This window comes from Nostoc punctiforme PCC 73102, assembly GCF_000020025.1.
GTDB lineage: Bacteria > Cyanobacteriota > Cyanobacteriia > Cyanobacteriales > Nostocaceae > Nostoc > Nostoc punctiforme.
Genome location: NC_010628.1, coordinates 4,059,320 through 4,072,281, shown reverse-complemented (window position 1 = coordinate 4,072,281; position 12,962 = coordinate 4,059,320). Strand labels below are relative to the sequence as shown.

The 12,962-nt window shown below is 43.1% G+C and carries 10 protein-coding genes and 3 pseudogenes; 9 read left to right on the top strand and 4 right to left on the bottom strand.

Annotation, left to right across the window (positions count from 1 at the left end; genetic code table 11):
* Nucleotides 1-9: 9 nt before the first annotated feature.
* Entirely contained in the window at nucleotides 10-1,053 is a 1,044-nt protein-coding gene (locus NPUN_RS16595; protein ID WP_012409695.1) for a nitrilase-related carbon-nitrogen hydrolase, read from the top strand.
* Between the two features lie 89 nt (nucleotides 1,054-1,142).
* A complete protein-coding gene (locus NPUN_RS16590) occupies nucleotides 1,143-2,561 on the top strand; it encodes an aldehyde dehydrogenase family protein (RefSeq protein WP_012409694.1) in 1,419 nt (472 codons plus the stop codon).
* 325 nt (nucleotides 2,562-2,886) lie between these two features.
* Here NPUN_RS16590 and purN read toward each other — a convergent pair whose 3' ends face one another.
* Complete coding sequence (purN, locus tag NPUN_RS16585) at nucleotides 2,887-3,540, bottom strand: phosphoribosylglycinamide formyltransferase (protein ID WP_012409693.1); 654 nt, start codon at nucleotides 3,538-3,540, stop codon at nucleotides 2,887-2,889.
* Nucleotides 3,541-3,616: 76 nt separating this feature from the next.
* Between purN and NPUN_RS16580 the strand changes: the two genes are divergently transcribed.
* From NPUN_RS16580 to NPUN_RS16565, 4 genes and pseudogenes are all read left to right on the top strand, one after another.
* A complete protein-coding gene (locus NPUN_RS16580) occupies nucleotides 3,617-3,817 on the top strand; it encodes a hypothetical protein (protein WP_041565461.1) in 201 nt (66 codons plus the stop codon).
* 261 nt (nucleotides 3,818-4,078) lie between these two features.
* Nucleotides 4,079-4,714 (top strand): annotated as a pseudogene (locus NPUN_RS43345) (caspase family protein); the annotation flags it as partial.
* 1,776 nt (nucleotides 4,715-6,490) lie between these two features.
* A pseudogene (locus tag NPUN_RS43340) lies at nucleotides 6,491-7,300 on the top strand (formylglycine-generating enzyme family protein); the annotation flags it as partial.
* Between the two features lie 438 nt (nucleotides 7,301-7,738).
* Nucleotides 7,739-8,626: a carbohydrate ABC transporter permease gene (locus NPUN_RS16565; RefSeq protein ID WP_012409691.1), complete on the top strand. Its 888-nt coding sequence runs from the start codon at nucleotides 7,739-7,741 to the stop codon at nucleotides 8,624-8,626.
* 227 nt (nucleotides 8,627-8,853) lie between these two features.
* On the opposite strand, the gene NPUN_RS16560 is transcribed toward NPUN_RS16565, so the two are convergent.
* Nucleotides 8,854-9,420 carry a thermonuclease family protein gene (locus tag NPUN_RS16560; RefSeq protein WP_012409690.1) on the bottom strand — a complete coding sequence of 189 codons (567 nt, stop codon included), beginning with the start codon at nucleotides 9,418-9,420 and terminating at the stop codon, nucleotides 8,854-8,856.
* 186 nt (nucleotides 9,421-9,606) lie between these two features.
* On the opposite strand from NPUN_RS16560, the gene NPUN_RS16555 reads away from it, so the two are divergent.
* The 3 genes from NPUN_RS16555 (at nucleotide 9,607) to NPUN_RS16545 (ending at nucleotide 11,763) form a co-directional block, all read left to right on the top strand.
* A complete protein-coding gene (locus tag NPUN_RS16555) occupies nucleotides 9,607-10,353 on the top strand; it encodes a hypothetical protein (RefSeq protein ID WP_012409689.1) in 747 nt (248 codons plus the stop codon).
* 128 nt (nucleotides 10,354-10,481) lie between these two features.
* Complete coding sequence (locus tag NPUN_RS16550) at nucleotides 10,482-11,306, top strand: class I SAM-dependent methyltransferase (RefSeq protein ID WP_012409688.1); 825 nt, start codon at nucleotides 10,482-10,484, stop codon at nucleotides 11,304-11,306.
* 109 nt (nucleotides 11,307-11,415) lie between these two features.
* Nucleotides 11,416-11,763, top strand: coding sequence for a winged helix-turn-helix transcriptional regulator (locus NPUN_RS16545; RefSeq protein WP_012409687.1), 348 nt, complete (start codon nucleotides 11,416-11,418; stop codon nucleotides 11,761-11,763).
* Nucleotides 11,764-11,903: 140 nt separating this feature from the next.
* Here the strand turns inward: NPUN_RS16545 and NPUN_RS16540 are convergent, their stop codons facing one another.
* Nucleotides 11,904-12,299, bottom strand: coding sequence for a salt stress protein, Slr1339 family (locus NPUN_RS16540; protein ID WP_012409686.1), 396 nt, complete (start codon nucleotides 12,297-12,299; stop codon nucleotides 11,904-11,906).
* Between the two features lie 26 nt (nucleotides 12,300-12,325).
* A pseudogene (locus tag NPUN_RS16535) lies at nucleotides 12,326-12,930 on the bottom strand (vWA domain-containing protein).
* Nucleotides 12,931-12,962: the final 32 nt, after the last annotated feature.

Here is a 12,962-nt window from a genome sequence, read left to right as displayed (position 1 = left end):
GGATACAGCATGGCAGATAATACTGATAATCTCAACTCATTCCGGGCCTTGGCACTCCAAGTTACCTGTCATGCAGTCAACCAAGCAACCGATCGCCACGAAGCGCGATCGCTCATGCAAAACTCCATCAACCGCCTAGCTCAACAAATTGCTGCCAGTATCGCTTTTATTGGCTTTGATTGTCGTTTAATTGTACTGCCAGAATATTTCCTCACGGGTTTCCCAATGGGAGATAGTCTCGCAGGATGGGCAGAAAAAGCCTGTATAGAAATGGCTGGTGCAGAGTATGAGGCGCTGGGTAAAATTGCCCAAAAACATAAAATATTCTTAGCTGGTAACGCCTACGAAGTTGATCCCAACTTTCCTGGATTGTACTTCCAAACCTGTTTTATTCTTGACCCCTCCGGCTCAATCGTCTTGCGGTATCGGCGGCTAAATTCTTTATTTGCTCCCACTCCCCATGATGTTTGGGATAAATATCTTGACTGTTATGGTTTAGAGGGAGTTTTCCCTGTAGCCAAAACTGCGATCGGTAATTTAGCAGCTTTAGCATCAGAAGAAATTTTATATCCAGAAGTGGCAAGGTGTCTGGCGATGCGAGGAGCAGAGATTTTTGTCCATTCCACTTCGGAAGTATACAACAAAAACCTCACTCCCAAAGACGCGGCAAAAATCACTCGCGCCGTCGAAAACATGGCTTACGTAGTTTCAGCCAATACCGCAGGCATCGCTAATATTGCCATCCCCATAGCTTCGGCTGATGGTGGCTCTAAAATCATCGACCATCGGGGAATCGTTTTAGCCGAAACAGGTGCAGGCGAGAGCATGGCAGCATTTGCCGAGATTGATTTAGGAGCCTTACGCCGCGATCGCCGCCGGCCGGGGTTACATAATTTACTTGCCCGCCAACGCTTTGAACTATACGCCGAAAGTTATCACCAATCACACTTTTACCCAGCTAATACTATGCTGGAGGGAGAAATAGACCGTAAACACTTTTTGCAAACCCAGCAAGCCACAATTGATCGGTTAGCCCAACTGGGGATAATTTGAATTGGGGAATGGGGAATGGGGAGCAGGGGAAGAATAACTATTAATTATTGACCAATGACAAATGACTAATGACCAATAACCAATGACAAATGACAAAACCAATAGAAGTCCGCAATCCCCGAACTGGCAAATTTGACTACGTAATTATCCCGCCACCCCCAAGGTTGCTAGCACAGCAATGCAAGCGATCGCGCCGGGCGCAAGTTAGCTGGCAAAAGCTGGGTTTAGAGGGGAGAATCGAAGCTTTACAGCAGTGGAAGGCAGCGATAGTATCAGAGCGCGATCGCTTAACGGAAGCTCTGGTAAATGATACGGGAAGATTATCAACCTCAATATTAGAAATAGACTCTTTCCTCTCTAGCATCGATCGGTGGTGTAGGTTAGCACCAGAATTGCTGCAAGACTCTGCAAAAAACACAGCAATTCCATTTATCGCCTTACAACAAACATCCGTTCCTTACCCCCTAGTTGGGATAATTAGCCCGTGGAATTTTCCACTGTTGCTCTCAACTATTGATACCATTCCGGCATTGTTGGCGGGTTGTGCCGTCATTGTCAAACCCAGTGAAATAGCTCCCCGCTTCGTTGCACCAATGACAACAGCACTCAATGCCGTCCCTAAATTGCGCGATGTCTTAACTTTTATTGAAGGAGCAGGCGCAACCGGATCTATTTTGATTGACAATGTAGACTTAGTATGCTTTACAGGTAGTGTCGCAACAGGGCGAAAAGTGGCAGAAGCGGCTGCTAAACGGTTTATTCCAGCTTTTTTGGAGTTAGGGGGAAAAGATCCTGCGATCGTTTTAGAATCAGCCAATTTAGAATTAGCAACCTCAGCAATCTTGTGGGGTTCCGTCGTCAACACTGGACAGTCGTGCTTATCAATTGAGCGGATTTATGTTGCTGAATCCATATTTGAAAAGTTTTACCATCAACTAGTAGCCAAAGCACATCGCCTTGGGCTAGCCTACCCCACTGTTGAAAGTGGAGAAATTGGCCCCATCATCGCTGAAAGACAAGCCGCAATTATTAGCGATCATCTCCTAGATGCAGTAGAAAAGGGAGCAGTCATTCACTGCGGTGGTGTAATTGAAGACTTAGGCGGGGGTTGGTGGTGTCGTCCAACAGTGCTTACCCAGGTTAATCATTCCATGAAAGTGATGACGGAAGAGACTTTTGGCCCCATTATGCCAATAATGCCTTTTTCCACAGTTGAGGAAGCGGTGTCTTTAGCAAATGATTCAATTTATGGATTAAGTGCTGCTGTTTTTGCCTCGGAAGCTGAAGCCTTAGAAATTGCCCAGCAGATAGAAGCAGGTGCTATTAGTATCAACGATGCTGCACTCACTGCCATCATGCACGAGGGAGAGAAAAACGCTTTCAAATTCTCTGGGATGGGAGGATCGCGCATGGGTGCAGCAGCGCTGAAACGGTTCATGCGAAAAAAAGCTATTTTAATTAAAACTAATGCGACTAATGACCCTTGGTGGTTTGATAATGAATCATAAATACTGTCAACAACCAGGGATTAATGCACGTTACGAAAACTTACTTATAGACCAATACGGTTCATTTAAGGGCTACTGGCAAAAATTTTGGGGTTTTGAGACGCGATAAATCGCCGTCTCTACAAGTGTTTTGCTCTTATCTGAACTGTATTGATTTATAGACCACTACAGTTCAGTTAAGCAATTTTTTCCTTCTCTTTCTTTTCTCTGTGTCGCGCCAGTTGCTACAAGTCGGGGAACCCGACGACAGTCGCCTCAAGTCGGGAAACCCGCCCACGGCGCTGTCTCCCCAACGCACTGGCTTCTCTGTGCCTCTGCGTCTACGTTAAAAAAATGACTTTGACGAAGAAGCTGCCAGAGCGATCGCTAGCGGCAAAATTCGATGTTCTTGAATTTGAATCCTGGCGTGGAGTGTTTCTGCTGTATCATCTGGCAATACTGGTACTGCGGCTTGCATCAATATTGGGCCACTGTCCATTTCTAAACAAGCGATATGCGCCGTACAACCAGTAATTTTTACCCCAGATGCCAAGGCTTGTTCTACAGCATGGATTCCCTTGAAACTAGGTAACAAACTAGGATGGATATTAATAATTTTGTCAGGAAAGGCATCAATGAAAACTGACGTTAACAATCGCATCCAACCCGCCAAAATCACCCATTCCACATCGTAGTGCTGCAATGTCTGCACAATTTTCTCATCCAACTCTTCTCGGATTTTATAGTTGCGGTGATTCAATAAAACAGCTTCTACACCTCTATTAGCTGCTCTGACGGCTGCTTTCGCCGAGGGATTATTGTAAATTAAAACTTGAATTTGGGCATTTAGTTGTCCATCTTGGATAGCTTGAGCAACTACATCAAAATTGCTGCCATTCCCAGAAGCCATAATTCCCAGCTTTAAAGGGGCGACTTGTTGGCGAACATCGCTAATACTGGGAGAAATCAAGCTCAGGGTAGAATCAGGGCGGAGGGTCATAACAGCTAAAAGGGAAAATTATAGATGCCAAAAAGATATAATACGTACACTTTTGTGTAAAAGCGTAGCTTGTTTAATGCAAAAGGACGCATTAATATTGTTACCCGATGCATTGGCATTGTTACCCGATGCATTAGCATTGTCAACCGATGTATTGGCATTGTTACCCGATACATTGGTATTGTTACCCTATGTATTGGCATTGTCAGCCGATGCATTAACATTGCAGGGTATTGCCAAATTTAATTTGCTATGGATTAATGAAATGCTCTACTAAATCGTAGTAAATAGACCACGCGATAGAGGCGCAAGACCTTGCGCCCTTACGACAGGTGTGATTCAAATATATGAAAACTGCTGTAATTTAGCAGTGTCTCTTTCTATGTTGCGATGTCTACGACGGGCTACGCCTACGCTTGATTAAATTTTGCTTATAATCTAGTCCGGTTGATAGAGATAATATTCTAAAACTTGGTATAAATGAAACAATACAGAGATTAAAGCCGTATAGGATTTGATCGCAGCATAGGTAAATTAAATGGCGAAGGTAGCGTTGCTGATTGGGGTCAGTGAGTATGAGCCAGGGCTGAACCCTTTGCCCAGTGCAGTTAGAGATGTGGAAGCAGTTTGTGAGGTACTGCTGCATAGCGAGATGGGCGGGTTTGCTGCGTCAGATATTACCCTGCTAAAAAATCCTGAACGACAAATTGTAGAAATTGCGATCGAAACGCTGTTCTCCGGTCGGCACAAAGATGATTTGCTGTTGCTGTATTTTTCGGGACACGGCATCAAAGACGATCGCGGTAGGCTCTATCTGGCGACTCGTAACACCAGTAAAACGCAGCAGGGCGAATTGATTCGCTCAACGTCGGTGTCTGCCAATTTCATTCACGATCGCATGAGCGAAAGCCGCTCCCGTCGGCAGGTAGTAATCCTAGATAGCTGCTTTAGTGGCGCGTTTGCTGAGGGTATGTCTGCCAAAGATGACGGCACGATTGACATCCGAGAGCAGTTAGGCGGTGAAGGACGAGCAGTATTGACTTCTTCTACCTCGACTCAATATTCCTTTGAGCAAGAGGGACAAGATTTATCGATTTACACTCGTTTTTTGATTGAAGGTATCAAGTCGGGAGAAGCCGATCGCGATCAAGATGAGTTTATCTCTATCGATGAACTCCATGAATACGCAAGTCAGAAGGTGCGAGAAGTTCAACCTGCAATGAAGCCGGAAATCTATGCAATTCGAGAAGGTTTTAAAATTCGACTGGCAAAGGTGGCTCCGGGCGATCCCAGACAGCGATACCGTAAAAAAGTTGCGCGATTTATTCATCGAGGCGAAATTTCTCTTGTTGGTCGTCGCACACTAGATTATCAGAGGACTCGCTTGGGATTGGAGACAACTGAGGCGAAGGCGGTTGAAGATGAGGTGTTGGAACCGTATCGCAATGACTTCCGGGAAAAACTCCAGCAGTATCAGCAGGTGTTTACTGAACTACTGGAGCGAGATGAGACAATTACAGATAGCGATCGCCACGATTTGCAAAATCTCCAGCAAATTTTGGGGCTGCGAAATGAAGACACGATGCCGATTGAAGCACAAGTAACTGCACGGTTTAAGACACATCAGCAAAACCTCCAAGCATATCAGCAAGCGTTTACAACAGCACTGCGACAGGAGTTTCCCCTGAGTACAGTAAGCCGCGATCGCTTACGGCAAACCCAGCAGCAATTAGAACTTGCAAATGGGGATATTGCGGCGATAGAATCTCAGATTACGGCTGAGGTAGAGGCATATCGCCAGAAACTCCAGGACTACCAACGGCTGTTTTTTACTGCCACGCAGCAGGAATATCCCCTTAGTGAGGCAACGCGGAATGATTTACGCCAACAACAGCAGCGTTTGGGACTGACGGATGTAGATGTTGCCCCAATTGAAGCACAAATCACCACGCAGATTGAAAGCTATCATCAAAAACTCCAGCAGTACGAGCAGGCGTTTGTGAAGGCGACGCAGCGCCAGCATTATCCAGATGAGGTGACGCGGAAACAGTTGCAGGAAACTTGGCAGACGTTGGGGTTGAGTGAAGGGGATGTGGGGGCGATCGAGAGGCGGATTAATGCGGAGATTGAAACGTATCAAGCAAACTTGCGGCAGTATGAGCAAGAGTTTAGAGAAGCTGTTCAACAAGAATATCCGCTCAGTAGTTTCAAACGCTCTCAACTAACCCAACGTCATCAAGCGTTGAATCTGACTGCTGAGAATGTGACTGCAATAGAAAATCCAATTGTTGCTGCGATCGAGGAACATCGGCAAAAGCTTCAGCAGTATGAAGAGGTGTTTAGAGAGTCGATGCAGTTTGAATATCCTCTTAGTGACGCTACTCGTGAAGAGTTGCGACGATTTCAGCAAGTTTTAGAACTAAATGATGCGGAAATAGCTCAACTCGAAGCAATTATTATTCAATCATCTTCAGAATCAGAATCCCGGAAACAGCAAGAGAGAATCAGACAGGAGGAGGCAGAGAAACAACGGCAACAACAAGAAGCTGTACGACTAAAGCAGCAGGAGGCAGAAAAACAAAGGCAGCGAGAGGAAGCAGAATACGGCCAAAAATTACAGCAGTATGAGCAGGAATTAACTAAAACAATTGAAGCAGGGAATTCCCTTGATAGTGATGATGTTCGACAGAGGTTAAGGCAACTTCAACGGACTCTAGGACTTAAACAAACGGACATCACTGCAATTGAAACCAGAGTTGTAGCAAGCCAAGAATTGATTAAATCTCCGATTCAGCAGCCAAGACCTGCTCAACCCACTCAACCGACTCAAGAGCGAATTACCCGACAAAAGTTTTTGAAGTGGGCTGGTTTGGGACGTGTAGGTTTGGTGACAGCAGTAGTAGGTAGTGAAATTTTTAAGGGCCAATCATCCAAATATATTCCCGTTAAGCTTGAAACCTTTAAGTTTGAAACGGTAACAGTAGATGAAAAGGGACAGGTAATTAAACGAGATCCTACCAAACAAGCTAAGTTCTTTAAGGAGGACTTAGGTAATGGCATAACTCTGGAGATGGTTGAGATTCTTGCTGGTTCATTTAAGATGGGTTCACCACCCGGGGAAACTGGTCATAACCCACAACACGCTGTAAATGTACCTGCTTTCTTTATAAGCAAGTTTGAAGTGACTCAGGAACAGTACCAGCAAATAATGGGTAGCAATCCCTCCAACTTCAAGGGAGCAAAACGTCCTGTAGAAACAGTGTCCTGGAATGATGCAGTAGAATTTTGCAAAAAGCTGAGTCAAAAGACTGGGCGCGAATATCGCCTACCAAGTGAAGCAGAGTGGGAATATGCCTGTCGTGCTGGCACAAATACACCATTTCACTTTGGTGAGACGATTACAACTGAGTTAGCCAACTACGATGGAAATTCTACTTACGCTTCTGCACCAAAGGGAAAATATCGTCAACAAACAACAGAAGTAGGAAGTTTTCCACCCAACGCCTTTGGATTATGTGATATGCACGGGAATGTCTGGGAGTGGTGCCAAGATACTTGGCATGACAGCTATAAAGGAGCGCCTACTGATGGAAGTGCATGGATAGATAATGATAATGAATTTCAAGTGCTGCGGGGCGGTTCCTGGGACGACAGTCCTGAGTACTGCCGTTCCGCGTATCGCGGCAACGACTCGCGCGACTACCGCTTCAACGATATTGGTTTTCGTATTGTGTGCGCTGCCGGGAGGATTCTTCAGTAGCCCTTTATACTTTAGTTCTTTAGCCCTCTACCCTTCTTTCTTTTACCCTTTTAGAGTGTAGCGAAGCGGAACGATCTAATTTTTTTCAAAAAACAGAGTCGCTCAAATTAGGATTAGCTTTAAGTAAGAGGATGTTTTAAAAGTAGTTTACTGTGATTTTAGGCACTTATTGATCCCCCCTAGCCCCCCTTAAAAAGGGGGGAACCGGAATCAAAGTCCCCCTTTTTAAGGGGGATTTAGGGGGATCTGAAACGTTTTGTTAGCGACAAGAGGACTTTTAAAACATCCTCTAAAAACTCTAAGTAGAGATAATTATGAACCAAGAGCTTACCCAAGCGTAGGCGTAGCCCGTCGTAGACATCGCTAATACGAGGAGAAACCAAGCTAAGGGTAGAATCAGGGCGGAGGATCATAAACAGCTAAGAGGAAAAATTATAGATGCCAAAAAAAATATATACTACTAAGTCGTGGTTGGATAATGATACAGTAGCTGCCTGGACTTTTCTCACACCAGCACTAAGTTTACTAGGCGTTTTTATCATTTGGCCGATCGCCTATTTGTTTTACCTCAGCTTTACTGCTGGTAGTTTCACCTTAAAAGGTACTTATTGGATAGGCTTAAAAAACTATTGGCGCTTGCTACTCAACCCTGACTTTTGGCAAGTTATAGGTAACACCTTTTATTTTACTGTTGCCACCATTATTCCCAGTTTAGTTATTTCCTTGGGATTGGCAGTGCTATTAAACCGCTCTATTCCTTTGCGGGGCATTATGCGGAGTGCATACTTTTTACCTTCGATTATTTCACTTGTGGCAGCCGGTTTGGGATTTCGCTGGCTCTTTCAAACATCAGGGCCAGTTAACGGACTTTTAGATTTTTTTGGCATTCCAGCCATCCCCTGGCTAGGAGATACATTTTGGGCAATGCCAGTAATTATTTTAATGAGTATTTGGAAACAACTCGGTTTCAATATGGTAGTTTTTTTAGCCGGGTTGCAAGCAATTCCTCCGAGCCGTTATGAAGCAGCAGATTTGGATGGAGCAAATGCTTGGCAACAATTTTGGTATATTACTCTACCTGGATTGCGCCCTACTGTGATATTTGCAGTCATTACTACCGCGATTTTTACATTGCGGAGTTTTGAGCAAGTTTTTGTCATGACTGGCGGCGGGCCGCTGAATTCGACTAATCTGCTGGTTTACTACATTTATCAAGAGGCTTTTGGTCAGTTTGATTTTGGTTATGCAGCAGCAGCAGCAACGGTGTTACTAGCAGTGACGCTGGTATTAATTTATTTTCAACTGCAAACTTGGAAAGAGGAGTGAGGCAGGCAGGGCGCAGGGGTAATTTTGGAAGTTGCTAAGAGATTTCCAAGAAATAAATTATCCAAGAAAACAAACCACAGAGGCGCAGAGGGCACAGAGAGATGAAGAAGAGAGAGGATTGTTGTATGAGATTTTTGAATGTTTTTTAATTTGGAAGTTGCTAATTCATCGCGCAAATATGCAATGCCAAAAAATGTAGTGCATTCAATTAGAAACAGGCAGAGTTTTTATTTTTTTGATAGGCTGCGATATTCCCAAGGATTAACAAATTTAGTGTCACTCCAAATCCCAACACGTTGCTCCTTGGCTTCAGCTTCGGCCTGTTGAACTAAGTCTTTGCTAGGACACTTGTTTAAGTAAGGACGATATACCTTTGCCAATCCTTCTTTTAACAATATCTGCTGCACAAAAGTGCCATTTTGTAAACGGACTTCGGCAATTTTGCGTCCATAGCGATCGCTATCTGTGATATTCAAAGTCACGCGATCGCCTCCTTGTTGCACCAGTTGTTGTACCCGTTCTTGGGCTTTCACACCCCAAATAAATTGATTGCGATCGCTAGTGCGTTTACTCTGCTTTTCTTTATTAGAGTGGGCTATTTCTGGCGCGTCTACACAAGCAAAGCGCACGGTAAAATTTTTGCCGTTGGTATCTTTGACTACTATAGTATCGCCATCACTCACTCGCTCAACTGGTTCTCCAGAAGTACCAATAAAGCGATCGCAACCTATCAAACCCACAAATATGATAGTTGCACACAGCCAAAATCGTACTGGTTTAGCTAATTTCTCCATCCCAACTCACCTGCATTACCTCTGTGGGATGATATTAGCAAAATGATGAGATATATTTGTCAACCCTTGACATACTGCCACGGGCAATTGAAAATCCCAGCAGGTAAAACCCTTTGGCGACACCTGAATAGAAAATGCACATTAGTATAAGAATTGTAACCTTCCAATTATCAGTGGCAATTTCTGATGAACTTCTTAACTCACATTCTGCATTTAGCTGGTTCAGGTGCTTTTGCCTATTATTCTGCTGCTCAAATTCGTGATTCTAAAACCCGTCCCAACATCCTTGCGGGGTTTTATTTTGCTGAATCTGGTTCTGTGCCGTTTTTATCTGCATTGAGCGATCGCGCCGCAGCCGAAGGCGATACATGGCTAGCCGAAAAATTAGCAAAACACGCATCAGATGAGACTAGGCATGGTAAAGTCTTTGCCCACGCCTTACAGCAGATGAATAAACAAGTTATAGATTTTAAGCGTCAACCCCAAACTACAACCACAAACAAATCACAACAGCAGCGTAGTCCCTTTTTTGCTGCATTCTTTGAAGGCTACACGCAAGAACAACTTAAACCTGCTGTCATTGACTGGGATGTGTTTATGGCTAGCACATACATTCTTGAGTTAGATGCTAGTAAAGACTTTGCGCGAATGGCGAAAGTATTACCTGATAACGAGCCAACCGATCGTAACTTGAAGTTAGGAATGCTAAGTATTGCCCAAGATGAAACTGGACATGCTGCTTATCTTTACGAAGCCATGATGCGACAGATGTCTGCTAGCAAAGTGGAAAAACTTGTAGATATGTGGCGAACGCGCAAGGTAAACGCCTTGTTAGCAATGGTTGGCGGTATCCTCCAGCGTAATGGTGAAACGCGATCGCTAGTTCAAGATAGTGCGCCGTCGGAAATCGATTCTGAGTTGATAGCTACGTAACTATAGGACTCATATTTGATTGCGTGAAAAAACTCCGTACAACTTAAAAAGCCTTCTTTCCTCTTGCCTTTTGCCTTCTTCAAATTAATTCCACATTGCTTTCTCTGAAGCGCTATTCCAAGTAGATTATGGAAGACCTAAAACAAGCAATAATCAGTTACTCCAGTAAAGACCTTGAACAGCGAAAAAATTGGTATTCTCCGGCAGCAGAGGCTTATAACAAGGCACGGCCCCGCTATCCAGAGGATTTAACTCACCAAGTTGCGGAAATTGCTCAACTCTCCACTAACTCAAAAATTCTAGAAGTAGGATGTGGCCCTGCAACTGCAACGATAGCATTCGCTCAATTGGGATGCTCAATGATTTGCTTAGAACCCAACCCAGATTTTTTTCGGTTAGCTCAACAGAATTGTCGAATGTATCCCAATGTAGAGATTGAGAATACATCTTTTGAAGAGTGGACTTTACAGCCTTCTAAATTTGATGCCGTCTTAGCAGCGAGTTCTTTTCATTGGATATCACCAGAAGTAGGATATCAAAAAGCAGCAAATGCCTTACAACAAACTGGCAACCTGATTTTACTATGGAACAAAGAACTTCAACCTTCATCTGAAGTATATCAACGCTTATCCAAAATCTATCAATTATATGCTCCATCGCTTGATCGATATGAAGACATAGAAACCCAAGAAGAGATATTGAGAGCATTAGGAAATATGTCCATCGATTCGGGCCAATTTAAAGATTTAATATCCGGGCAAGTTGTATCTGAAGTGACATATAATGTTGATGAATATTTAATGCTTTTAAACACTTACTCGCCATACCTAAAGTTACCTCCAGATACCAAAAAAGCATTATTTAAAGGATTAAGGCAAAGTATAGAATATGACTTCGGAGGCAGTCTTCATCTCTCATATATATCCGCTTTTCACATTGCCAAAAAAATTTAGTCCATCAAAGAGAGCAGTTAAATCTTGTGGAGTGTTGTAGATGTACCCATACTTTTAACTAGCGGTACTACCCAGCAAACCTAAGTAAGGTACTTCTTAAAAACTGACTATGAAAGCTGAAGCAGAAAACAATCTCAGGCTGACTTGTGAAGTAGAAACTACCCTAAAGGTAATTGGCGGACGCTGGAAAGTTTTGATTATTAGAGAATTAATGACTGGCGTAAAAAGGTTTGGAGAGTTACAACGAGCTTTACCCGGAGTTACGCAAAAGATGTTGACTCAGCAACTTAGAGAAATGGAGCAAGACGGCATTATCCATCGAGAAGTTTATCCCCAAATTCCACCAAAGGTAGAATATTCGCTAACGCATTTAGGAGAAACTTTGCAACCAATTCTCTATGCTATGCATGAATGGGCTGTTCAACACTCAAATCGAACAAATCACCATCAATATTGAGCATGGGTAATAAATAATAATTGCTCATGTTAAATTTGAGATAGGAGATTATTTTTGAATCTTGAATTGTTTATTTAGACATGTCTAAAAATTAATAGAGACGTAAAATATTGCGTCTCTACATTCTTGTTTGAAAACATTTATTCATTGCTTCTTAAATATTCAACCGCTGCCTCTAATTTTGAGGGGTAACTTTCAGCAAACCTTTCAAACCAAAGTCCTTCCGACGAAAGTGGATCTACTTTAGCTAACCATTCTTTTGCCTGTATTTTCAAACCCTCTAATTGTTTGGCTTTGAGTTGTTCTTGGCGAATTCGCTCTTGTTCTAGTTCTTGTTGTTTTTTTAACTCAATAGCAGCATCCTCTTCTGCAAAATTAGCCTTAACCTCTGCCAAAATGGGATCCATAAAAGATGCCGACTTTGGCAATGGTGGAATAAAGGATTTGGCTGTGGCTGATTTTGACTGTTGCTGTTGTGGTTTTACTTCTTTATATTCAGTTTTGAGTTCGGCTAACAGCTTATCAATGGAATCCATTTTTGCAATTCCTATAAATGATATATCTAGTCATTAATGGCATTGAGCAACACTTCTGATAGACTCATATCTTCCATATCTTCCATAGTAATGGTGTCGCAGATATCAAACTTAGCACCAGCACTTTGGAGTTCATCATCTAAGACTTTTAGAAAGCGAGTAGCTTGTGGATCTGTGCCAACTTGAATGAAGGAAATGGCTAATTCTTCATCTCGATCGATGCGGCGAGAAGCTTCAATAATTACCTTCATAACTGCTTTGCGATCGTCCGGTTCACCATCAGTAACCACTAAAATTGTTTCACCATTTGGCTTTGTTTGACCGGCTGCTTTGCGTTGTAAGTAATCGTCAGTTGCGTGTTTAACACACCTGCCAAGTCAGTTGTACCAGAGGGATCATTTTCTCGGAAAATTTGCCCTACTAGACTGGATGTCACGTTTTCGTATCGCTTGAATTTACCAGAGAATAAGTAAATAGTGATACCATCTGGGTCAAATTGCTCACACTTACTAGCTAAAGCTAAAGTAGATTCCTGCGCTGCAAACCATCTACTTCTGCCACCCTTTTGATCTTGGGTTGCCATGCTGCCGCTTTTGTCAATAATTAAGGTATAATCACGATTTTCTAGCATTTATAATTTTCCTAATTATTTAATAAAAAACT

What these genes read in the sequence shown, in the direction of transcription:
- NPUN_RS16595 (WP_012409695.1), top strand. Translation starts at nt 10, where the DNA reads ATGGCAGATAATACTGATAATCTCAACTCATTCCGGGCCTTGGCACTC.
- NPUN_RS16590 (WP_012409694.1), top strand. Translation starts at nt 1,143, where the DNA reads ATGACAAAACCAATAGAAGTCCGCAATCCCCGAACTGGCAAATTTGAC.
- purN (WP_012409693.1), bottom strand. Translation starts at nt 3,540, where the DNA reads ATGACCCTCCGCCCTGATTCTACCCTGAGCTTGATTTCTCCCAGTATT.
- NPUN_RS16580 (WP_041565461.1), top strand. Translation starts at nt 3,617, where the DNA reads ATGCAAAAGGACGCATTAATATTGTTACCCGATGCATTGGCATTGTTA.
- NPUN_RS16565 (WP_012409691.1), top strand. Translation starts at nt 7,739, where the DNA reads ATGCCAAAAAAAATATATACTACTAAGTCGTGGTTGGATAATGATACA.
- NPUN_RS16560 (WP_012409690.1), bottom strand. Translation starts at nt 9,420, where the DNA reads ATGGAGAAATTAGCTAAACCAGTACGATTTTGGCTGTGTGCAACTATC.
- NPUN_RS16555 (WP_012409689.1), top strand. Translation starts at nt 9,607, where the DNA reads ATGAACTTCTTAACTCACATTCTGCATTTAGCTGGTTCAGGTGCTTTT.
- NPUN_RS16550 (WP_012409688.1), top strand. Translation starts at nt 10,482, where the DNA reads ATGGAAGACCTAAAACAAGCAATAATCAGTTACTCCAGTAAAGACCTT.
- NPUN_RS16545 (WP_012409687.1), top strand. Translation starts at nt 11,416, where the DNA reads ATGAAAGCTGAAGCAGAAAACAATCTCAGGCTGACTTGTGAAGTAGAA.
- NPUN_RS16540 (WP_012409686.1), bottom strand. Translation starts at nt 12,299, where the DNA reads ATGGATTCCATTGATAAGCTGTTAGCCGAACTCAAAACTGAATATAAA.